The 22,017-nt window shown below is 61.8% G+C and carries 15 protein-coding genes; 5 read left to right on the top strand and 10 right to left on the bottom strand.

Going from position 1 to position 22,017, the window contains the following annotated elements:
* Positions 1 to 61: 61 nt before the first annotated feature.
* Entirely contained in the window at positions 62 to 301 is a 240-nt protein-coding gene (locus KP703_RS00295) for a hypothetical protein (RefSeq protein ID WP_062249789.1), read from the top strand.
* A 51-nt stretch (positions 302 to 352) separates the two neighbouring features.
* Positions 353 to 529: a DUF1328 domain-containing protein gene (locus KP703_RS00290; RefSeq protein WP_043552281.1), complete on the top strand. Its 177-nt coding sequence runs from the start codon at positions 353 to 355 to the stop codon at positions 527 to 529.
* Between the two features lie 63 nt (positions 530 to 592).
* Here the strand turns inward: KP703_RS00290 and KP703_RS00285 are convergent, their stop codons facing one another.
* From KP703_RS00285 to KP703_RS00265, 5 genes are all read right to left on the bottom strand, one after another.
* On the bottom strand, positions 593 to 2,149 hold the full coding sequence (locus KP703_RS00285; protein ID WP_062141820.1) for an efflux transporter outer membrane subunit: 1,557 nt from the start codon (positions 2,147 to 2,149) through the stop codon (positions 593 to 595).
* 8 nt (positions 2,150 to 2,157) lie between these two features.
* Positions 2,158 to 5,454, bottom strand: coding sequence for an efflux RND transporter permease subunit (locus KP703_RS00280; RefSeq protein WP_215753455.1), 3,297 nt, complete (start codon positions 5,452 to 5,454; stop codon positions 2,158 to 2,160).
* Positions 5,451 to 8,642: an efflux RND transporter permease subunit gene (locus KP703_RS00275; RefSeq protein ID WP_062272562.1), complete on the bottom strand. Its 3,192-nt coding sequence runs from the start codon at positions 8,640 to 8,642 to the stop codon at positions 5,451 to 5,453. Before KP703_RS00275 ends, KP703_RS00280 begins: the two co-directional genes overlap by 4 nt.
* Entirely contained in the window at positions 8,639 to 9,898 is a 1,260-nt protein-coding gene (locus KP703_RS00270; RefSeq protein WP_062272844.1) for an MdtA/MuxA family multidrug efflux RND transporter periplasmic adaptor subunit, read from the bottom strand. Before KP703_RS00270 ends, KP703_RS00275 begins: the two co-directional genes overlap by 4 nt.
* 267 nt (positions 9,899 to 10,165) lie before the next feature.
* Positions 10,166 to 11,560 carry an MFS transporter gene (locus KP703_RS00265; RefSeq protein WP_215753454.1) on the bottom strand — a complete coding sequence of 465 codons (1,395 nt, stop codon included), beginning with the start codon at positions 11,558 to 11,560 and terminating at the stop codon, positions 10,166 to 10,168.
* A 112-nt stretch (positions 11,561 to 11,672) separates the two neighbouring features.
* On the opposite strand from KP703_RS00265, the gene KP703_RS00260 reads away from it, so the two are divergent.
* The 3 genes from KP703_RS00260 to KP703_RS00250 all read left to right on the top strand — a co-directional run bounded on the left by KP703_RS00260 (position 11,673) and on the right by KP703_RS00250 (position 13,855).
* On the top strand, positions 11,673 to 11,978 hold the full coding sequence (locus tag KP703_RS00260; protein ID WP_062141816.1) for a CsbD family protein: 306 nt from the start codon (positions 11,673 to 11,675) through the stop codon (positions 11,976 to 11,978).
* A 126-nt stretch (positions 11,979 to 12,104) separates the two neighbouring features.
* A complete protein-coding gene (locus KP703_RS00255) occupies positions 12,105 to 12,734 on the top strand; it encodes a ribonuclease HII (RefSeq protein WP_215753453.1) in 630 nt (209 codons plus the stop codon).
* Positions 12,731 to 13,855 carry a site-specific DNA-methyltransferase gene (locus tag KP703_RS00250; protein ID WP_062141814.1) on the top strand — a complete coding sequence of 375 codons (1,125 nt, stop codon included), beginning with the start codon at positions 12,731 to 12,733 and terminating at the stop codon, positions 13,853 to 13,855. Before KP703_RS00255 ends, KP703_RS00250 begins: the two co-directional genes overlap by 4 nt.
* Before the next feature lie 110 nt (positions 13,856 to 13,965).
* On the opposite strand, the gene KP703_RS00245 is transcribed toward KP703_RS00250, so the two are convergent.
* The 5 genes from KP703_RS00245 to KP703_RS00225 all read right to left on the bottom strand — a co-directional run bounded on the left by KP703_RS00245 (position 13,966) and on the right by KP703_RS00225 (position 21,943).
* A complete protein-coding gene (locus KP703_RS00245) occupies positions 13,966 to 14,574 on the bottom strand; it encodes an ankyrin repeat domain-containing protein (RefSeq protein WP_215753452.1) in 609 nt (202 codons plus the stop codon).
* A 71-nt stretch (positions 14,575 to 14,645) separates the two neighbouring features.
* Positions 14,646 to 16,817 carry a VWA domain-containing protein gene (locus KP703_RS00240; RefSeq protein WP_215753451.1) on the bottom strand — a complete coding sequence of 724 codons (2,172 nt, stop codon included), beginning with the start codon at positions 16,815 to 16,817 and terminating at the stop codon, positions 14,646 to 14,648.
* Between the two features lie 5 nt (positions 16,818 to 16,822).
* Positions 16,823 to 19,849 carry a DUF4159 domain-containing protein gene (locus KP703_RS00235; RefSeq protein WP_215753450.1) on the bottom strand — a complete coding sequence of 1,009 codons (3,027 nt, stop codon included), beginning with the start codon at positions 19,847 to 19,849 and terminating at the stop codon, positions 16,823 to 16,825.
* Positions 19,846 to 20,919, bottom strand: a complete 1,074-nt coding sequence (locus KP703_RS00230; protein ID WP_252353716.1) for a DUF58 domain-containing protein — start codon at positions 20,917 to 20,919, stop codon at positions 19,846 to 19,848. The genes KP703_RS00235 and KP703_RS00230 overlap by 4 nt, the downstream gene beginning before the upstream one ends.
* Positions 20,920 to 20,923: 4 nt before the next feature.
* Positions 20,924 to 21,943, bottom strand: coding sequence for a MoxR family ATPase (locus tag KP703_RS00225; RefSeq protein ID WP_215753449.1), 1,020 nt, complete (start codon positions 21,941 to 21,943; stop codon positions 20,924 to 20,926).
* Positions 21,944 to 22,017: the final 74 nt, after the last annotated feature.

Raw genomic sequence — 22,017 nt, 5'->3', positions numbered from 1 at the left:
TGACGCATCTCTCTGCGCAAGAGTGCGTTATGAGGAGTCACGAGTAAGGGGAGGGTTTCCTATGAGCGACGAAAAAACAGTTGAGCACAAACTGGAAGACGGCATTGGCCGCGTGCAGGACGGTGCTGAAGACCTTTTCAACAAGGCCAAAGATAAGGCTGATGATCTGACCTCCTGCAACAAGGGCTGTGCCGCACTGGATGCGATGCGGGACTGCGTTGCAGATCAGCCTGTGATTGCAGCCTCATTTGCTGGGCTGCTTGGCTTTATTTTGGGCGCCGTGATTGCCCGCAAATCCTGATTTAAAGCAACCGACGGGTCTGTTGGTTCAAACATACAAGGACGCACGTACATGCTGAAAATGGCGCTTTTCTTTCTGGTCATCTCCATCATCGCGGGCCTGTTCGGCTTTGGGGGAATTTCCTCCGCGGCTGCCGGAATGGCAAAAATTCTGTTCTTTATCGCGATTGTTCTGTTCGTGGTGTTCCTGGTCATTGCCCTGCTGGCAGGCCGGTCGCTCACCCGATAAACGGTTTAGCCCGCTTTAATAAAAAAGCCCCTGTCCGCAAGGAGAGGGGCTTTTTTTGTGACCTCAGTTTTTGTCTTTCTGAATGAAAGACGGCAGGAACGGATTATCCGTCTGCATGGAGTTCTTGCTGGGCAGTTCGGCCGCATCCCAGCCACCGCCCAGATTTTCAATCAGTGTCACAGAATCCAGCATCCGGCTTTGCTGGATCTGGAGCGCGGTTTCCGCGTTGGAAAGGGCCGTGACTTCCGACGTGATGACCGTCGTATAAATCTCGGTGCCTGCCATATACTGGTTAAATGCCACATTCACGGCACGGTTGGAGGCTTTGACGGCTATATCCTGCTGGTCAGCCTGCTGAGCCAGTACACGCAGGTTAGCCAGCTGATCTTCCACGCCTTGCAGGGCGGTCAGCACGGTCTGACGGTAAGTCGCGACATAATAGTCGTAATTGGCATTAGCTTCATGCACCGCCGCAGTACGGCTGCCACCGGAGAACAGCGTTTCCGTGGCTGAGGCCCCCAGAGCCCAGATACGGTTAGCCACCTGCACCAGCGTACCCACCGGGTCCCCGCTATAGGAATAGGAGGCTGTGAGCTTTACGTCAGGGTAGAAGGCGGCAATGGCAGCGCCAATCTGGGCATTATATTCTTCCATCCGGCGTTCAGCCGCAGCGACGTCCGGACGGCGTTGCAGCAGGTCGGCCGGGACTGTCACCGGAATGGCCGGGATGCTGCGGGGCAGAGCGCCGGGGGCGATGGAGACATCCGCAGGGGCCTTGCCAATCAGAATGGCAATGGCGTGTTCATACTGCGCGCGGGCCGCCTGTGTGGCGGTGGACTGGGCGCGGGTCTGCTCCAGCTGGGTCTGCGCCTGCAGCAGCGTGGTCGGGGTGGCTGTCCCGGCGTCATACTGGTTTTTGGTGATCTGATAAGAGCGTTCATAGAACCTCACGTTCCGCTCCAGCAGGTCATGCAGGCTGTCCTGATAGCGCATGTTGAAATACGCCGTGGCCAGCTGGGCCTGATAGGACAGGCGCGCATTGGCGAGGTCCGCTGCGGTGGCCTGTGTTTCCGTCACCTGTGCCTGAATCTGGCGGCGGATCTTGCCCCACAGATCCAGATCCCATGAGGCCGTTGGCCCCATGCCGTAGGTGTTTTCAGTCGTGTTGGACGGGGTGTAGCCCGTGGAGGATGATCCATCCCCACCGTAATTGATGATGGTGCCGGAGGAGCGTGAACCACGGCCCGAGCTCTGCCGGTTGAAAGACAGGGAGCCGCTGAGCGTTGGGTAGAGCTGCGCGCGCACCGAGTTGATGGTCGCACGGGCGTTCCGGTAGCGGGCGTCATACTCCAGCACGTTCTGGTTGTTCAGCGCGACCTGTGCTTCCAGTTCGTTCAGCGTGGGATCGTTATAAATGGTCCACCATGTGCCCTTGGGCAGCTCCGCCAGAGCGGGTTTGGCATAGTTCCAGCCCGGTGCCGGGCGCAGTTCCTTGAACTGCGGGGAGACAATGGCGGACGGGCGCTTGTAGCTGGGGCCGACCATGCAGCCCGTCAGAATAAGCGGGGCCAGCAGGATACTCAGGCGGCGAGAAGACGGACGGAGAGGGAAATGCTTCATCGGGCGTATCAGGTATCTTGCATGTTGTGAGAGAGGCGGAGGGAGCGGGTGCGCTGCCGGGTAAAGCGCAGGCGTAACCCATCCATAACGAGGTAGATAACGGGTGTCGTATAGAGCGTGAGCGCCTGACTGACGATAAGGCCGCCCACAATCGCAATTCCCAGCGGGCGGCGCAACTCGGCGCCGTAGCCATTGGCGATAATCAGGGGCGCAGCCCCCAGAGCCGCTGCGACAGAGGTCATCATAATGGGCCGAAAACGCAGCAGGCAGGCCGTGCGAATGGCCTCCAGCGAGGACAGGTTCTGGTCTCGCTCGGCTTCAATGGCGAAGTCCACCAGCATGATGGCGTTTTTCTTGACGATGCCGATCAGCAGAATCACGCCAATCATGGCAATCAGTGAAAATTCCTCGCCGGCCAGTTGCAGCGCCAGCAACGCACCCACGCCTGCGGAGGGCAGGGTGGAGAGGATGGTCAGCGGATGCACGTAGCTCTCATACAGCACGCCCAGCGTAATATAGACGGCGGCAAGGGCTGCCAGAATGAGGATAGGTTCGTCATTCACCGTCTGCTGGAACTGCGCGGCATTGCCCGCAAAGCTGCCGTGGATGGTCGGCGGCATGTGCAGGGACACCTGCGCCGCCTGCAGAACCTGCGTGGCCGTCCCCAGAGAGACACCCTTGGCCAGATTGAACGAGATGGTGGTGGCGACGGACTGCCCCTGATGGTTGATGGACAGCGCTGTTTTGGCGGGCACCAGTTTGGAGACCAGCGTAAGCGGCACCATGGTTTCCGACGAGGTGCTGACCGCCGAGCCATTGGACGCGCTCGCGCCACCTGCCAGAGCGTTGGCAATCTGGTTCTTGAAGGACTGGCTGCTCAGGCTGGAAGAGCTGCTGTTGCCAGCGGAATCCAGACCAGAGGAATCCCGCCGGACACGCACGGTATTGGACTTTGTGCCGCCCCCGGCAGACCCGCCGGAGACACTGATCCACACCTGATTGAGCGAATTGGGACTGGACCAGTGCTGAGGGTCCGCTTCCATCACCACATGATACTGATTGAGCGCGTTGTAAATGACGGACGCTGAGCGCTGACCGAAGGCGTCATACAGCGTATTGGCCAGAAGCTGGGGAGTAATCTCCACACGGGCAGAGGTGTTGCGGTCAATCTGCACGTCAATAGCGGCGCCGCCCTGCTGCACGTCGGAAGAGAGATCCGTAAATTCCGTGCGGTGTTGCAGGGCCGCCAGCAGCTTGCTGGTCCATGTATAGAGTTCGGAGGCGGACTCACCTTCCAGTGTATACTGGTACGAGGCATTGCTCTGACGCGCGCCGGCCCGCACCGCGCCGGGCTGCATGAGGAAGAACTGAGCCCCCACCAGATGACTCAGCTTGCGTGTGACGCGGGCAATCAGATCGGTCGGGGTGTCTGAACGGTCGGCCTTGTCCTTGAGTTGCAGGAACAGGTTGGCCTGATTGGAGCCGCGCCCGCCGATAAAGCTGGAGACGCTCTGCACGTCCTTGTCTTTCAGGATGGTCTTCTGAACATCCACCAGCTTTTGCGACAGAGCGGTGAAGGAAATGGACTGGTCACCCTGCAAATGGCCCATCAGCATGCCGGTATCTTCCGTGGGGAAGAAGCCTTTGGGCATGTGGATAAACAGCGCCACAATCAGCGCCAGCGTAACCGGCAGGCTGAGCAGCACCAGTTTACGGTGGCTGAGCGCCATATCCAACGTGCGCGTATATCCTGCCTGCAGGCTGTTGAGCACCGAGGTAATGGCCGCGGCGATGCGACGCAGAAAGGCCGGTGTGCTGCCGGGCTTGCGCGGTGTGAGCAGCTGCGCGGCCATCATGGGGGTGAGGGTGAGGGACAGCACCATGGACACCAGAATGGTGATGGAGACCGTCATTGCAAATTCATGGAACAACCGCCCGGCCAGTCCGCCCAGCAGCAGAATGGGCAGGAACACCGCAATGAGCGAAATGGAGATGGAGAGCACCGTAAAGGCGACTTCACCCGTCCCGCGGATGGCGGCATCCCGCGCGGAATAGCCCTGCTCGATATAGCGGGCAATATTTTCCATCACCACAATGGCATCATCCACCACAAAGCCGGTGGAGACGGTCAGCGCCATGAGGGACATATTGTCCAGCGAATAGCCGAGAGTGGCCATCACGCCGAAGGTCGCAACAATGGAGGTGGGCACCACAACGGCGGGGATGAGCGTCATGCGGCCGGAATGCAGGAAGGCCAGCACCACCAGCACCACCAATATTACGGAGATGATGAGGGTGTATTGCGTATCCGCCAGCGAGGCGCGAATGGTCAGCGAGCGGTCCAGCCCCACATGCAGATCGACCCCGCCGGGGAGGGCCGCCTGCAGGAGCGGCATTTTGGCGTTGATCTGATCCACCGTTTTGATGGTGTTCGCCCCGGCCTGCGGGAAGACAACGGCAATGACGGAGCGGGACCCGTTGTAATAGCCAGCGTTGCGGAGGTCTTCCACGCTGTCCTGCACATAGGCCACGTCGGCCAGGCGTACCGGGCGGTTGTTCCGCCAGGCAATAATCAGATCGCGGTAGTCCTGTGCGCTGCGGGCCTGATCGTTCGTATCCAGCGTAAAGCGCAGGCCGTTCTGGTCCACAATGCCTTTGGGCGTGTTGGCGTTGGCGGAGGCCAGCGCTGCCCGGACGTCTTCAAAGCTGATGCCGTATTTGTAGAGCGGGTGCGGGTTGATTTCCACGCGCACAGCCGGAAGCGCACTCCCGCTGATTTCCACTTCCCCCACGCCCTCAATCTGAGAAAGCTGCTGTTCCAGAACGTTAGTGGCGTAATCGTACAGCTGCGGCTGGGTGTGGGTGTCTGACGTGAGCGCCAGAATCAGGATGGGCGCGCCGTTGGGGTTGGCTTTTGAATAGGACGGGTTTTGCCGCAGGGTTGAGGGCAGATCCGCATGGGCGGCCTGAAGAGCAGCCTCCACATCCCGCGCAGCCCCGTTGATGTCCCGCGAGAGCGCGAATTGCAGGGTGATGCGCGTGGTGTTCTGGGAGGACTGGGACGTCATTTCCGTGAGGTCCGCAATCTGGCCCAGATGCCGTTCCAGTGGTGCGGCGACCGCACTGGCGATTTCTTCAGGCGAGCCACCGGCCTGACGGGCCTGCACCTGAATAACCGGGAAATCGACGTTCGGCAGGTCCGCAACCGGAAGGCTTCTGTACCCCAGCACCCCGGCAAGCAGAAGCGCTACGGTCAGCAGAATGGTGGCAACAGGCCGGTCAATGAAGATCCGGCTGAAGTTCACGAGTTAACCTGTCCGGCTGGAGGAGGCTGGGTGGGAGGCAGGTCATGGCGGTGGCGCCACGTATTCCAGCGGTGTGCCCATGTATCCAGCGTCAGATAGATCACCGGTGTGGTGAATAGCGTGAGCAGCTGGGAGAGTGCCAGACCACCAATAATGGTCAGCCCCAGCGGGTAACGCAGTTCAGACCCCGTGCCATTGGAAATGACCATCGGCACAGCGCCCAGCATGGCCGCCAGCGTCGTCATCAGAATGGGACGGAAACGCAGGGTGGCGGCCTGACGGATGGACTGGAGGGAGTCCATGCCGTGCTCGCGTTCCGCATCGAGTGCGAAGTCGATCATCATGATGGCGTTTTTCTTCACGATGCCAATCAGTAGCACGATGCCGATAATGCCCATCACATCCAGATCGACCCCGGCGACAATCAGCGTGAGTAGCGCGCCAATGGCGGCGGAGGGCAGGGTGGAGAGAATGGTGATGGGGTGAATGAAGCTCTCGTAGAGAATACCCAGCACGATATAGACCGCGATCAGCGCTGCTGCGACGAGGAACAGTTCGTTGCTCAGAGAACCTTCAAACGCGGCTGCTGTGCCCTGGAAAGATGTCTGGAAGGACGACGGCAGTTTGATCTCTTCTTCCACCTTGCGGATGGCCGCCGTGGCATCCCCCAGCGCGTAGCCGGGTGCGAGGTTGAAGGAGACGGTCGTGGCAGGGAACTGCCCGAAATGCGTAATCAGCAGCGGGGCCTTGCCTTTTGTCACCGTGGTAACAGCGGCCAGAGGCACCAGTCCGGAGGTGGGCGAACGGGTAGGGCCGGAGGCGCTTTCCCCCGAGTTCCCGCTAATACCGGGCAGGTAAATCTGGTTGAGCGAGGCGAGGTTGGTCTGGAAGGCCGGGTCTGCTTCCAGAATCACGCGGTACTGGTTGGACTGCGTGTAGATGGTGGAAATCTGCCGCTGGCCGAAGGAGTCATACAGCACGTTATCAATGGTCTGCGGCGTGATGGAGTAGCGGGCCCCGGTGGTGCGATCCAGCGTGACATGGGCCACCAGCCCTTCGGCCTGAAGGTCAGACGTGACATCGGCCAGAGCCGGTTCCTGCCGCAGCCGGTCCAGCAGTTTGGGGATCCACGTGTTGAAGGTTGCGGAATCCGGGTTTTCCAGCAGGAACTGATACTGCGTAGCGGTGACGGTTGTATCCAGCGAGAGATCCTGAATGGGCTGCATATACAGCTTGATCCCGGCGACCTGCGACGTTTCCTCTTCCAGACGGCGTGCAATGGTCGAGGCACTATCTGAGCGGTCATCATGCGGGCGCAGGTTGATAAGGAAGCGACCCTGATTGAGCGTGGCGTTCTGCCCGTCCACCCCCACAAAGGAGGAGAGGGAGACGACATCCGGGTCTTTCAGCAGCACCCGTGCCAGTTCCTGCTGGTGCTCCTTCATGCTCTCGAACGAGATAGCCTGAGAGGCAACGGAAATACCCTGAATGACGCCGGTATCCTGCGCGGGGAAGAACCCCTTGGGGATGATGAACGCCAGAACGCCGGTCAGCACCAGTGTGCCAACTGCCACAAACAGGGTCAGAACACGGTGGGCCAGAACTACATCCAGAGCGCGGTCATATCCGGCAATCAGCTTTTCCGTTGCCACTTCCATGCGGGCGGACCAGCGCTGAAAGGCGGTGGTGGCATGGGCTTCATCATGCGGGCGCTCACTGAGGATGCGGGCGCACATCATGGGCACCAGCGTCAGCGAGACCACGGCGGACAGGACGATGGTGATGGACAGCGTCAGCGCAAATTCGTGGAACAGGCGACCAACCACATCGCCCATGAACAGCAGCGGGATCAGCACTGCAATCAGTGAGATGGTCAGGGAGATAATGGTGAAGCCGATTTCCCCGGCCCCTTTGATGGCGGCGGTCATCCGGTCTTCGCCCGCTTCGACGTAGCGCGAGATGTTCTCAATCATCACGATGGCATCATCCACCACAAAGCCGGTGGCGATGGTCAGAGCCATGAGCGAGAGGTTATCCAGCGAGAAGCCGAGCAGATACATGATGGCCAGCGTGCCGATAATGGAAAGCGGCACGGACAGGCTGGGGATGATGGTGGCCGGAATATTGCGCAGGAAGACGAAGATCACGCCAACAACCAGCACCAGTGCCAGAAACAGCTCGAACTCCACGTCCGAGACGGAAGCGCGGATGGTGGTGGTGCGGTCTGTCAGCGGGACAATATCAATGCCCGGCGGCAGCGCCTTGCGCAGGACGGGCAGGGCGGACTGAATATTGTCCACCACGGAAATGACGTTGGCCCCCGGCTGGCGCTGCACATTCATGATCAGCGCCGGGGTCAGGTTGGACCATGCGGCAAGCTGGGTGTTTTCCGCACCGATGACGACGGTTGCCACATCCCGGATCCGGACGGGCCCGCTGTTCTGATAGGCGATGACCTGATTGAGCAGCATATCGACATTGGTAATCTGGCCATCAACCCGCAGCGTCGCCGCACGGGTTGCGCCGTCAAACGTGCCGGTCGGGGAGTTGACGTTGACGTTGCCAATGGTGGTGCGCAGCGTGTCCAGATCAATCCCGTAAGATGTCAGTTTGGGAATGTTGACGCGGACGCGAATGGCCTTGCGGTTGCCGCCAGAGAGCGTGACCAGCCCGACGCCGGAAATCTGGCTGATTTTCTGGGCCAGACGGGTATCAACATAGTCTTCCACTTCCGGCAACGGGATGGTGGAGGACGTGATGCCCAGCGTCAGCACGGGTGTGTCTGCCGGGTTGACCTTGGCGTAGACCGGCGGGGCCGGAAGGTCAGTCGGCAGGAGGGAATTGGCCTGATTGATGGCCGCCTGCACTTCCTGCTCCGCCACATCCATGGACATGGTGAGGTTGAAGCGCAGGGTAATGACGGACGCGCCCCCGGAGGAGCGGGAGGTCATCTGGTCCAGCCCCGGCATCTCGCCAAACTGGGTTTCCAGCGGGGCGGTGACAGAGGTCGCCATCACATCCGGCCCGGCGCCGGGGTAGAACGTCTCAACCGTAATGGTGGGGTAATCCACCTGCGGCAGCGCCGAGACCGGGAGGAAGTGATAGCCCAGAAGCCCGCTCATCAGAATGGCGAGCATCAGGAGCGTCGTGGCGACGGGCCTGCGGATAAAGAGGCTGGAGGGGTTCACTGGGCAGGCGTACCGGCAGGTGTGGTGGTGGGAGACGTGTCGGCTGCCGTCCTGGGATCAGGAATAGTGACCTTGCTGCCAGCGCGCAGGTGGTCCACGCCGTCCGTCACCACGCGGTCCCCGGCCTGCAGGCCGGTTTTCACGACCGTGTTCGTGCCGTCGGAAATCCCGATGTTGACCTGACGGACTTCCACCGTGCTGTCCGCTTTGACCACATACACAAACTGGCCGGAGGGGCCTGTCTGCAGGGAGGTGGAGGGCACCAGAATGACGTTCTCCAGATCCTTCACCAGCAGGCGTGCGTTGACGAACTGGTTAGGGAACAGATGCTCATCGGTATTGGGATAGATGGCGCGCAGGCGGACCGTGCCAGTGGCCGTATCAATCTGGCTATCCAGCGTGCTGACCGTGCCGTCGGCAATCTTGGTGCTGTTTGAGCTGTCCCATGCTTCCACCTTCAGGGAGCCTTTGGCGCGGAGCTGTTCCGCAACCTGCGGGAGCTGGTCCTGCGGCAGAGTGAAGATGACGGAGATGGGTTGCATCTGGGTCAGCACAGCCAGACCTCCGGACTGACCAGCACTGAGGTAGTTGCCCTTATCCACCGCGCGGATACCGATACGGCCATCCACCGGGGCGGTGATGTGACAGTAGATCAGCTGAAGTTTCTGGTTATCCACCAGAGCCTGATCAGACTTGACGGTGCCTTCATACTGCTGGACCAGAAATTCCTGATCCCGCGCAGTTTTGGCGTCGATACTGTCCTGCTTGATCAGGCGCTGATACCGGGCGTTATCCACGCGGGCCTGCGCCAGCTGGGCTTTGTCGCGCTCAAGCTGGCCTTCATATTGAGCAAGCTGCACTTCATAGGGGCGCGGGTCGATAACGGCCAGCAGATCGCCTGCATGCACATGCTGCCCTTCCGTGAAGAGCACCTGCATCAGGTAGCCTTCCACACGGGTCTGCACCGTCACGTTGGTAACAGGCACAACCGTCCCAAGTTCCGTCAGGACCACCGGCATCGTGCCGGTTTTGACGACCTGCACCGCAACGGGCTGGGCCGTGCTGCTATCGACGGCAGCATGGCGGCTGGAATGCTTGCCTGTTGTGGTTGTGTGGTGCGGGCGCAGGAAGGCAAACGCCAGCACGCAGACGCCAGCAACGGCTACGCCGCTCCAGAGGAGACGCTTTTTCCGGCTTGATGTGCGGGGAGGAGGCGTGGGTGAATCGGATCGTGTGTCCGTGGTATGATCATCCATAGGGCGCGCGGCTCGTTTCACCTGACAGCTAGAGTGGACAGCAGAGGCTGCAATGCAGCCCTGCGGGAAACCAAAGGGCACAGTAGCAGCTTTTCCCAACCGTTCAATTTCAATCCTGACAAGAAACTGACGGATGGGAGGCGGCTTCTGTTGTAACAAAAACAAGATTCGAGTTTACACGGACTGAAAGTGCCATCCAAGATTTATTACGGAAAGAGAACACTATCAAAGAGCGTTTAAAATAAGGTTTAAGATCGGAAGGCGGGGTCAGGATTTATTGCCGCTCATGCTGGCTCCGGCCTGTGGGGAAAGACACGCCGCAGCCGGCACGGCCAGCATGGAGATGGTGCCCGTCACCAGAAAGGCGATTGAGAAATCATGCAGGGTGGGTGTGGCGTGCTGGCGCAGGATGTGCGTGAGCGTGAGCGTCCCTGCTGCCGTGCAGATGCCCACCGAGAGCATAAGTTGTTGCAGGGTGGAATAGAGGCTGGTGGCCGCACTCATGCGCTGCCTGGAAATATCCGCATAGGCAATGGTGTTATAGGCCGAAAACTGCGTGGCCTGCGCCATGCCGGCTACGAACAGAATCAGCGATAGCGTCCAGAGCGGCTGGCCTTTGTGGAAGCCTGCAATCAGGGCGAACAGAATGGCGGCGGAAAACCCGTTGGCCATCAGCACGCGCCTGAAGCCCCAGCGGGCCAGTGTGGCGGGCACAAAAGGCCGCATGGCAATGGCCCCGAGGGGCGCAATAAAGGTGATAGCCCCGCTCTGTGCCGCATTCAGGCCCGCGCCAATTTGCAGGAACGTGGGGAACAGGAACGGGAGTGAGCCGACAGCGACGCGGGACGCCGCGCCACCCACCACGGAAATGGCGAAGGTCGGCACGCGAAACAGGCTAAAATCCAGTAACGGGGCCTCCGTGCGGCCCGCATGCAGGCTATAAAGCCCCATCAGGCTGCTACCGCCTGCCAGCATGCCCACAACCAGCATGCCGCCGCCTTCACCATGGCTGAAGAGTTCCGCTGCAATTGAAAGAATGGCAAGTCCGCCACCCGCCAGAACCATGCCCCGCAGGTCAAACGGCGGCGGGTTGGGCGCGCGGACATTGGGGATGAAGCGGCGGGTCAGCAGGAGCCCGACAAGGCCGACCGGGATATTGAGGKAGAAATTCCAGCGCCAGGACAGGTAGGTGGTGATGAAGCCGCCCACCACAGGCCCCATCAGCGGGCCGAGGGTGGCGGGGAGCATCATCCACGTCATGGTGCGGACCAGATCCTCCCGCGCCGTGCCGCGGAGCACCACCAGACGCCCCACGGGCACCATCAGTGCGCCGCCAATGCCTTGCAAAGTACGCATACAAGCCAGAAAAATCAGGCTGGTAGAGGATGCGCACAGCACCGAGCACGCAACGAACATGATGATGGCCCCGGTCAGCACCGTGCGGCTGCCCAGCCTGTCGGCCAGCGCGCCGGAAGCGGGGATAAATATGGCCAGACCTATGATGTAGGACGTCAGCGCCACGGAGGTGGACACTGTATCGACATGCAGGCTGCGGGCGATGGAGGGGAGTGCTGTGGCCAGAATGGTGCCGTCCAGTTGCTCCATGAAGAACATGGAAGCGACGATAAGGGCGATCAGATGAGGGCGGCTTATAGACGGCATGCTAGCCAGAGACGTGTTTTTGCGGTCTGATGCAACAGAAGACCGTGCTCAAACGCTATTTTATGGCGACCGGCATTCTGAATACGGAACGGTCTAAAAAAGGAGAAAGTTTATGGCTGACGATAAGCTCAAAAACATCGGCACGAAACTCGAAGGCGCAGCTGATGAAGCCAAAGGCCGCGTGAAAGACGCAGCCGGTGGTCTGACGGGTGATCTGGGTCTGCAGGCCGAAGGCAAGTACGATCAGTTCTCCGGCATGGCACAGCAGGAATTTGCTGACCTGTATGAAGAAGGCGAGGGTGTGGTGGAAAAAGCCGTGACCTTCGTGCGGGATAAACCCTTGCTTTCACTGGGTATTGTGTCCTTCGTGGGCGTGCTGCTCGGCTGGCTGGTGTTCCCGCGTTCCAAGCGGTCCTGACAAAACATTTTCACCGGGACTCTTGCGCGTTCCGGTGAAAAGTGATTCTCCTCTTTCCACGGAGTCGGAATTGGTGCGACTCGGTTATTTTAACCGAGTCCTGCCAAACGAGTGGAAAGAGGGGCCATGCCGGATTTTACACGGGAGCAGCAACACGGCGGACGCGTCGCCGGTGTTGATGAAGTCGGGCGTGGCCCGCTGGCTGGTCCCGTGGTGGCTGCCGCTGTGGTGTTTGGCGCTGGTGTGCCGGATGACCTTGCAGCCGTTATTGATGATTCCAAAAAACTGAAGCCTGCTGCGCGTGAGGCCATTGCGGCCCGCCTGCCTGATGTGCCCGGCATTGAAATTGGCCTGGGCGCCGCGTCTGCTACCGAAATTGATACGCTCAACATCCATCACGCTGCCCATCTGGCCATGCAGCGCGCCGTCGCGCGTCTGCCCCGCCTGCCGGACCATGTGCTGGTGGATGGAAACAAGCTGCCGTCTTTCGGGTGCAGTGCAGAAGCGATTGTTGGGGGCGACAGGCTCAGCCTTTCCATTGCCGCAGCATCCATCATGGCCAAAGTGGTGCGGGATCGCATCATGGCCCGTCTTGACGTGCGCTGGCCTGCTTATGGCTGGGAGCGCAATGCCGGATACGGCACCGTGGTCCACCGCGAGGCTCTGAGCAGCGTGGGGGTGACCCCGCATCATCGTAAAACATTCGGCACTGTGCGCCGGCAAATTGAACATCTTGCTATGGAGGGCCGGGCATGAGCGGCGCAAAATCAGTCACTATGGAACTTCCTCTTGATCAGATTCTGCGTGGCGAATGCGTGGAAACCATGCGCAGCCTGCCGTCTGGTTCTGTGGACTGCGTGTTTGCTGACCCGCCGTATAACCTCCAGCTGCGTGGTGAGCTGCGTCGCCCGGATGATTCCCTCGTGGATGGCGTGGATGATGACTGGGACAAGTTTTCCGATCTGGCTGAGTATGACCGCTTTACCCGCGCATGGCTGACGGAAGCGCGCCGCGTTCTGCATAAGGACGGCACCATCTGGGTGATTGGCTCCTACCACAATATTTTCCGCATTGGCGCGATCCTGCAGGATCTGGGGTTCTGGATTCTGAATGACATCGTGTGGCGCAAGTCCAACCCGATGCCCAACTTCCGTGGCCGTCGCTTTACCAATGCGCACGAGACGATGATCTGGGCCGCCCGCAGCGAAGACAGCCGGTATCGCTTCAACTATCAGGCCATGAAGGCCCTGAATGATGATGTGCAGATGCGCTCCGACTGGTATCTGCCGCTGTGCACAGGCAATGAGCGCCTGCGCAACGAACATGGCCTGAAGCTGCACCCGACGCAGAAGCCGGAAAGCCTGCTGCATCGTGTTCTGCTGGCCTCAACGTCTGTTGATGATGTGGTGCTGGACCCCTTCACCGGCACGGGTACCACGCCAGCTATGGCGAAGCGTCTCCGCCGTCGGTTTATCGGTATTGAGCGTCACCCTGATTATGTGGAAGCTGCTCTGGGTCGTGTGGCGCGGGAAGAACCTCTGTCTGACGATGCTGTGATGACCACGCAGGACAAGCGCGAAGCGCCGCGTGTGCCGTTTGGCAGTCTGGTTGAGCAGGGCCTTCTGTCTGCCGGTGTCGTTCTGGCTGACAAGAAGCAGCGCGTGCAGGCCACGGTTTCGCCCGATGGCACACTGGTGAGCGGCGACAAGCGTGGCTCCATTCACAAGATGGGCGCAATGCTGACCAATGCGCCGTCCTGCAATGGCTGGACCTTCTGGCACTTTGAGCGGGATGGCGTTTGGCTGCCGCTGGATGTGCTGCGGCAGGAAAGTCTGGTGCAGTCTGGCCGTGGGGCCAGCAACGTAATTTCTGTCTGAGCAGCAACGGGGCAGGGGTAGGTCAGGCTCCGCCCCGTTTGCGTCAGGTCGATGGTATAAAAAAAGCCGCCTCTTATGGGCGGCTTTTTTCGTGGCTAGACCTGATTGGTTTAGCTGCCGCCAAACCCAAGGAAACCGATATCGGGGCGGGCAGCGCCGCCGGATCTATCATAACGGCTGCTGGTCGCGGCTTCAGCATTATGTCGGCCAGCCGTGCCGCCAATGGTCAGATGGCCTGCGCCATTTTGGGTATCCATGCCGCGGGTTTGCGACGCGATATCGGTGCGCGGACGGTCATCATTGCCGCGCATGGACAGCAGCAGGAAGATGATGGGGTTGCGGTTCAGGTCAATCGCCATATCCAGTGGCGTCTGACCCAGCATGTTGCGATGGTTCAGATCCGCACCACGGTTTACGGATTCCTTGGCTGAAAGCAGGCTGCCGCGGTTGATGGCGTCAAACAGAGCTGCCGTGGGTTCCATATCCGCGTTGGTACGGTCACCATCTTCATCATCATTGCCTTCAGCCCCCGGGATGGAGGCCGGAGGGGCGGCGCGCTTCATGGCCTTGGCGGCTTCCGCTTTCTGGGCAGCTTCTTCAGCCGCCGCCTGCGCCTCAGCCTCGCGGGCGGATTGGGCCCAGACGGGCGTCGCACAGGCAAAAAGAAGACTGCCACCAACCATGAGAGCAGCCGGAGTAAAGCGGAAGAAACGGGTCATGATCTGTCCATAGGTGGAACCTGACTTCATTATTTATCACACCCGCGTGCGGGCGGAAAGGAAAACGGTATTCAGCGTCGTCCTTCCCGCCACCAGCCGGCAAACAGCAGGCAGAGCGACAGACCCAGCATCAGCCATGCCGGCAGCAGGGGCGTGGCACTTTTACCTGTGACAACATGCGCGTTCCGGTGCGGGAAGCCTATCCAGTCCGCTCCGTGCAGGGTGCTGCCGTCTGCCAGCCGCAGGGACGGAACGCGGGGGGAGGCACTGTTATCCCCCGTCCAGAACATGCCGCCACCAGAGGCTGAAACGACAGAGCTTATCCGGGTGGCCGTCGCCCGGAGGTCTGCAAATTCCTGCGGGTCTGGCTGCACCGGCGCGGCAAAGGCTTTGTGTGTGCCGTCATCCACTTGCCAGATGCCGGGCTTGTCGGCCTGCATGCGGCCCACGCTGAGGCCGGCTGCGTCTTCCTTATTCCCGGCGTCTTCCGCTGGCGGCTTTAACGCCAGACTGATGGCTGGGCTGCCGGGCGGGGTGACGGTCACACTTTTTTGCGTGGCATCTGCTGTGCTGCGACGGGTTACAGTCAGTTCTCCGCCAGCAATCGCGGCCGTCAACTGCTCTTCTTCCAGCTCCGGCTCTTTCATCAGCCAGTGCGAGATCCGGCGCAGCAGCTCGGCCTGCGGGCCGCCGCCACCTTCACCACGCGACCACAGCCAGATCTGGTCAGACAGCAGGAGGGCGACGCGGCCCTGATCCACATGGTCCAGCACCAGAAGCGGGGCATTATCCGGCCCGCTCATCAGCGTCTGGCCATGTGTGGAATCGGGCTTGAGGGCGCGATACCACGGGCCCCACTGGCCGGGGATGGTCTGGGCGGTGTCTGCTGCACTGTTCTGTGGCGGCGCACCGGGCAGGGCAGCCGTGACCGGATGGCGACGGCCTTCGGCGGTCAGCTTCGGACGGAAACGCTGTTCGACCATGCCACCCTCAGAGGGCACATGCGCGGGCAGGATGTCGCCCACAGGGGTATCCTGCAGCGTGCCGGGGCCGACAAATTCCGGGCCCCCCGTCAGCAACAGCCCGCCCCCTTTGCGCACAAAGTTGGCGATGTTGTTCAGATAGGCGTGCGGCAGAATGTTTCTGTTCTCAAACCCGTCCAGAATAATCAGATCAAACTGGTCGATCTTGTCCTGAAACAGCTCCCGCACGGGGAAGGCGATCAGCGCCAGATCAGACAGCGGGGTGCCATCATCCTTGTCCGGCGGACGCAGAATGGTGAAGTGAATCAGATCAACCGACGGATCAGCCTTCAGCAAACGCCGCCAGACGCGCTCACCCTGATTGGGTGTGCCGGAAATCAGCAGAACGCGCAGCCGGTCCCGGATACCGGTAATGTGGGTGACGGACTGGTTGTTGAGCTGTGAGACCTCGCCTTCCAACGGGGCCACGGACAGGCTGACCAGCATCTGGCCCGGATGCGGCACGGGCAGGGAAATGTCCTGCGGGGAGCCTGTGCGCACGGGAATGACAACCGGATCCTCCCCATTCACCCGCAGGGTGACGTCTGCCTGTGCGCCGGGCGTGGTGCCTGGCCCGGCATCATCCACCTGCACGCGCAGTTTGGCGGGCTGGCCGACAATGGCATAGGGCGGGGCTTGCAGAATGCGGAGTTGCCGGTCGGTCTCCTCGCCCTTGGCTGGCAGCAGGACATGCAGGGGCAGGGTGAGCCGTTTGCCGTCTGGCGTGGTGGGGCGCAGGCGGTCCGGTACGCTGGCCGGGATATCGACCACCTGACCATCCGTAATCATCACCGCGCCGGCCAGCTGGTCCGGCGGAACATCGGCAGCGGCCTGCTCCAGCGCATCAAAGAGGCGAGTGCCGTTATGGCCGGAATTGCGAACGGTGACAGTGCGCAGGTTCAGCCCATCCGTATGGGCCTGCGCCAGCGTGCTGGCCGCCTGCCGGGCGATGGAGGCCCTTTGCCCGACGGACATGGAGGGCGACTGATCCACCAGCAGCAACGCCGTTTCCGGCAGCACATGCCAGCTTTCATGCAGGCGCTGCGGCCCGGCCAGCCACACCAGAACGGAAAGCAGGGCCGCCAGCCGGAAGAAGGCCCCCTTAGTGCGGCGGAAGAGCGCATAGCCGCACAGAACAACAGCAAGAATGCCAAGTGTTACCAGCACCCAGAGCGGCACCAGCGGAGCAAAACCAAGAGAGCGGGCGAGAGACTGAGGCATGGTGCTTATTCTCCCAGCCGCTTGAGCAACATGGGCACATGCACCTGATCGGCTTTGTAGTTGCCTGTCAGCGCATAAATGATGGTGTTGACGCCAAAGCGATACGCTAGCTGACGCTGGTCCGCACCATCAGGCAGGACGGCGAAGGGGGTATTGCCGCTTTCATCCACCGCCCAGGCGTGCGCCCAGTCTGCGGAGCCGATAATCACCGGGCTGACATCATCATTCTCGGCTTCTCCTTCCCGCGCGACCCAGACGGGCTGTTCCGCGTAACGACCGGGAAATTCGTGCAGCATATAAAAGGTATGGGCCAGCAGATGATGGTCCGTCATGGTCATGAGCGGCGGAATGGGCAGGCCAGCCGTGACACGGCGCAGTGCCGAGCGCGTGCCGGGAGCATCACCCGCATAAGGGCCGGAGGCCTTGGCCTGACTGCCGGAATCCTGCCCCTGCGTATCAATCAGCACAATGCCGCCATGGGCCATGAAGGCGGTGAGGGCGGCGGTCATGGCAGGAGTGGGGGCGGCGTCCGGCGTGATGGGCCAGTAGAGCAGCGGGTAATAGCTCAGATCATCCTGCCCCGGCCTGACCCCGTCCGGGTGGCCTAGCATGGCGGAGGTGCGGGCGTTGGTATAGTCCGACAAGCCCTGAAGTCCCTGACGAGAGACGGTATCAATATCGTCATGCCCGGTGATGACATAGGCCAGCCGTGTTTCGAGCGCCGCTCCGGGGACAGGCGTTGGGCCGGAGGGGGCTGGGGCTGAAGGAGGCGGAGACGAAGCTGGTGCGCCAGTGTCTCCGGAGCCGGAGCCGGAACCGGAAGCTGATGCCGATGCCGATGCCGATGCCGACGTGGAACTGGACGCTGTTCCGGCATCCGTTCCAGTGGCTCCCGCGGAGGCCCCGACGGAGGCTGTTGGAGTATGCCCGGAAGGCGCGCTTTGTGCAGAGGCGAGAGCGGGGAGCGTCAGTGCACCGGCCAGCAGTAGAGACAGGCCCTGTTTGCCCGCGCCGTGCTTTGTCATGGAGCCCAAAGAAAGCCCCGCACGCATGGCCAGAACCAGCAGGCCATCCAGCAGAAGCAAGACTGCTGCGGCACACAGGAAGACCGGAGCCAGTGCCGTATCCGGCCTGCGTCCGCCGGGGCTGGTAACGGTGCCAACCGGCGTTGCGGGGGCAAGTGCTGTGGTCTGGCTGCTGGCATTCAGCGCACGGCGGGCGGCGCGCGGACCGTACAAGCCGGGCGGATGGGCTGGAGAGACGGCTGTGCGGGCGAAATCGCTCGCTTTCAGGCCGCGGGCGGCGGGTGGTGGTGGCCCGAGTACGCCGTCTCCATCCAGTGTGAGAACCGGGGCCAGAAGCGTGTCATCTGCCGGAATGGTTACGCCATTGGCGTGGTCGGTCAGTCTTTGCAGCATGGAGACAAACAGGCCGGAGAGCGGCAGGTTGGACCAGTCCGCCGTGCTGCTGACATGGAAGAGGATAATGTCGCCCTTGCCCAGAGCCGCATGCGTCACCAGTGGCGTGCCATCGGCCAGCCGTGCCCAGCTATGGGCGGCGAGGTCCGCCACAGGGCTCGCCAGAACCTGCCGGGAAATGGTGACGTCTGCCGGAATATCCAGCCCGTGGAACGGAGAGGTGGCATCAAACGGGGCCAGCTTTTGCGGTGCGCCCCACGTCATGGTGCCACCGAGCTGGCGGGAGCCGTCCAGCAAAGCGACGGGTAGCAGGTCAGCCGTTGGGTCTGCTGAAGGAGTGCCCGTTGCGGAGCGGGTTCCCGGTGTGTCTATATCGTCTCCCGCGGGGGCCTCAGGGGCAGCTTCAGCCCCATCTGCGTTTGCACCATGTTGTGCGCCTGCCAGAGCGGGACCAGCAAAGCGGATCAGTGTGCCGCCATTTTTCACCCAGTCCTTCACCTTCTGGCGGATGGCCGGGTTTGCCAGCGTGCCATCCGGCGCAATGATGACGGAGAGCGGCTGGGCCAGCAGAGTGGCCGGTGTTCCCTCATGCAGATCGGCCGTGGGGGCAAGGGCGCGGCGCAGATAGAACAGAGGGCCGATGAGCGGGGTATCCGCTGCGCCGGAGGTCATCAGCCCCACAGGGCGCAGGCGGTCGCCTTCATCAAATAGGAGCGTGGTTGCAGCACTGGCCTGACCAGCCAGAGAAAGCTGGTCAATCCGGTTGCGCACGGCTGTCGGCAGCGTGACGGGCACATCTATCTGCGAGGCGCCGGCAGGCAGAACCAGCGGCAGGACCGCCAGTGTACCGCCATCCTGCGCATGCACACGCACGGACAGGGAGCGTGGAGCGGGTTGAGGCAGAGCCAGAAGGTGCGCCATCTGGGTGCTGTTGCGTTCAGCCGCCGGGGCAAGAGCCAGAACAGAGGCATCCGGGAAATGGATTTCCTGCACCGGGCCAAAAGCGCGCAGGGCGCGGGCAAAAGTGTCATCCCCCGGGGAGGCGACGCCATCTGCCAGATAGAGCACGCTGCCATCGGCATGAGGCAGTTTGCTCAGCGCATGCGCTACGGCAGCGCGGTCTGTGCGCCAGGGGGCCGGGCGCATGCTGTCCAGTTCCTGCCGCACAGCGACAGCGGCGCGGGGGGCGGGGGGCTGGATTTCGTGGCCGTCGGCGGCGGGAGCGGTGCGGWCAAACAGAATGGTGCGACCGGCGTGGTCGGCGTCATCCACCAGCCCTTGCGCTGTGGCAATGCGCCGCCCCCAGTCTGAGGCGGAAAACAGGCCGTCATCCATGACCAGCAGCAGCGGACCATGACCGGTGCTGGGCAGGCGGTCTCCCGGCAGCACCGGCTGAGCCAGCCCGAGAACCAGACAGGCCACAGCGGCAAGCCGGACCAGCAGAAACCACAAGGGGGAGCGAACGGCGTCATTCTCATGCGGGCGCAAAGTGCGCAGCAGGGCGACTGCGGGGAAAATCTGGGCACGCGGTGTGGGCGGCGTGGCGCGGAGCAACCACCAGACGACCGGGAGTGTCAGCAGGCCAAGCAGGGCCAGCGGGGCGAGAAAAATCATGAGCGCACCCCGGACTGGCCAGACAGAAGAGCATGGAGCGCCAGCAGCGTGGGCATAGGCGGCGCTTCCGTGCTGTGCAGAACAAGGTCATGCCCGTACCGAGTGGCAAGTGTGGCAAGCTGCGCGTTCCGGGCTTCGATCAGATGCCTGTAGTCCTGTTGCAGGCTTTGCACGTTGGGCAGGTCGATTTCCGGCTCGCCTTCCAGTCCTTCAAACCGCACGCGGCCCTGATACGGCAGGGTACGTTCCGCCGGGTCTGTCACCTGCACCAGATGAGTGCGAACGGGTCGACCGGCCAGATGATGCAGGCAGGTTTGAAAGGCGTCCTCCGCACAGAGAAAATCACTGACAACCAGCAGTTGTGCATAGCGTGGCAGCACAGCGGAGGGCGGGAGTGCCGGACGCTTGGCCTCCGGTGTGCTGGCAAGCTGGGCCAGCCCTAAGGCCAGTCGTTCCAGCGGGCTGCCACCGGGGGGCAGAATAGCCGGGCCGGTGGGGGTGAGGAGTTGAACACGTTCCCCGTTCCGCAGCAGGAGGGCGGCGGTTGCGAGGGCAATCAGAATGGCGCTGTCCTGCTTTTCCGGCAGGGACGGGCTGGAGCGCCACGCCATGGAGGGGGACAGATCACACCAGATAAAAACGGTCTGGGCGGATTCGGCTTCTGTCTCACGCACATAGGCATGTGTGCTGCGGGCGGACTGCCGCCAGTCGATATGGCTGGCAGGCTCGCCGGGCAAAGCCTGCCGGTATTGCCAGAAGGTTTCTCCGCCGCCGGAGCGCCGCTGGCCGTGCTGCCCGGCAAACAGGGTTGCGGCAATATGGTCGGCCTGCAAGACCAGGCCCGGCAGACGTGTCGCCAGAGCGGAGGCCGTGTTGGTGCTGTTTGTTGCCAGACTCGGGGAGGAAACAGGCTGCCCGGTTCTGGGGCGCAAGGCTCCAAACAGACCGCCAGAGGAGTCAGCCGCGCTGCCATTCGCTCCACGGCGTGCGGAGGGGCGCACATCGGACGGCGCGCCCTGAGCGAACAGGCGGCGGAACAGGCTGGATGGAGAAAAAGCAGACCGGGCCAAAGGGTTAGCCCAGCCGGTTGACAAGCCGCGTCAGCACATCGTCCAGCTGCACGCCGTCTGCCCGGGCGGCAAAGGTCAGCGCCATACGGTGCGCCAGCACGGGGCGGGCAAGGGCAATCACGTCATCCAGACTGGGGGAGAGTCGCCCATCCAGCAGGGCGCGGGCGCGGGTGGCCAGCATCAGCGCCTGTGCAGCACGCGGGCCGGGGCCCCAGGCAATCTGGCTGCGGAGGGTTTCATCCGGTGAGGTCTCCGGGCGGGCTGAGCGGACCAGAGCCAGAATGGCATCCACAATTTTTTCACCCACCGGCAGGCGGCGGACCAGAGCCTGTGCGTCCATCAGTCCGGCGGTGTCCATAATCGGCTGGGCCTGTGCATCCTGCGTGCCGGTGGTGGCGAGCAGCATGGTGCGTTCGGCCTGCTCATCGGGGAAAGTTAGTGGAATTTGCAGCATGAAGCGGTCAAGCTGGGCTTCCGGCAGCGGATATGTGCCTTCCTGCTCCAGTGGATTCTGGGTAGCGAGCACATGGAAGGGGCGGGGCAGCGGATGTTCGGCCCCGGCAATGGCCACGCGGCGTTCCTGCATGGCCTGCAACAGGGCAGACTGGGTGCGCGGGCTGGCACGGTTGATTTCATCCGCCATCAGCAACTGGCAGAACACAGGGCCGGGCACAAAGCGGAAGCTGCGGCGGCCGGAGGCGTCCTCATCCAGAATTTCGCTGCCGGTAATGTCAGACGGCATCAGGTCCGGCGTAAACTGCACGCGGCGGGCGTCCAGCCCCAGAACGGCGCCAAGCGTTGTTACCAGCAATGTTTTGCCCAGACCGGGTGCGCCCACCAGCAGCGCGTGGCCACCGGCCAGAATGGCGGTCAGCGTCTGGCTGATCACTTTGTCCTGACCAAAGATGATACGGGACGTTTCCTGCCGGGCACGCTGGAGGCGTTCACAGATCATATCCGCTTCACGCACGTCGGGCATGGTGGCAGGCTGGCTGGCGAGGGGCGATGTGTCTGATGAGGTCATGGGTCCAGTCTGACAGATACAGGGCTTACATCAAGCGGGGTATCATCCCTATATCATGCCCTAAGCAGTGAAAC

The organism is Acetobacter sp. P5B1, from assembly GCF_018811985.1.
GTDB classification, from domain to species: Bacteria; Pseudomonadota; Alphaproteobacteria; order Acetobacterales; family Acetobacteraceae; genus Acetobacter; species Acetobacter cerevisiae.
Note: the sequence above shows the minus strand (reverse complement) of the source record. Positions and strands in the feature narration are given on the sequence as shown.

What these genes read in the sequence shown, in the direction of transcription:
- KP703_RS00270 (WP_062272844.1), bottom strand. Translation starts at nt 9,898, where the DNA reads ATGGATGATCATACCACGGACACACGATCCGATTCACCCACGCCTCCT.
- KP703_RS00225 (WP_215753449.1), bottom strand. Translation starts at nt 21,943, where the DNA reads ATGACCTCATCAGACACATCGCCCCTCGCCAGCCAGCCTGCCACCATG.
- KP703_RS00295 (WP_062249789.1), top strand. Translation starts at nt 62, where the DNA reads ATGAGCGACGAAAAAACAGTTGAGCACAAACTGGAAGACGGCATTGGC.
- KP703_RS00250 (WP_062141814.1), top strand. Translation starts at nt 12,731, where the DNA reads ATGAGCGGCGCAAAATCAGTCACTATGGAACTTCCTCTTGATCAGATT.
- KP703_RS00285 (WP_062141820.1), bottom strand. Translation starts at nt 2,149, where the DNA reads ATGAAGCATTTCCCTCTCCGTCCGTCTTCTCGCCGCCTGAGTATCCTG.
- KP703_RS00290 (WP_043552281.1), top strand. Translation starts at nt 353, where the DNA reads ATGCTGAAAATGGCGCTTTTCTTTCTGGTCATCTCCATCATCGCGGGC.
- KP703_RS00245 (WP_215753452.1), bottom strand. Translation starts at nt 14,574, where the DNA reads ATGACCCGTTTCTTCCGCTTTACTCCGGCTGCTCTCATGGTTGGTGGC.
- KP703_RS00260 (WP_062141816.1), top strand. Translation starts at nt 11,673, where the DNA reads ATGGCTGACGATAAGCTCAAAAACATCGGCACGAAACTCGAAGGCGCA.
- KP703_RS00240 (WP_215753451.1), bottom strand. Translation starts at nt 16,817, where the DNA reads ATGCCTCAGTCTCTCGCCCGCTCTCTTGGTTTTGCTCCGCTGGTGCCG.
- KP703_RS00255 (WP_215753453.1), top strand. Translation starts at nt 12,105, where the DNA reads ATGCCGGATTTTACACGGGAGCAGCAACACGGCGGACGCGTCGCCGGT.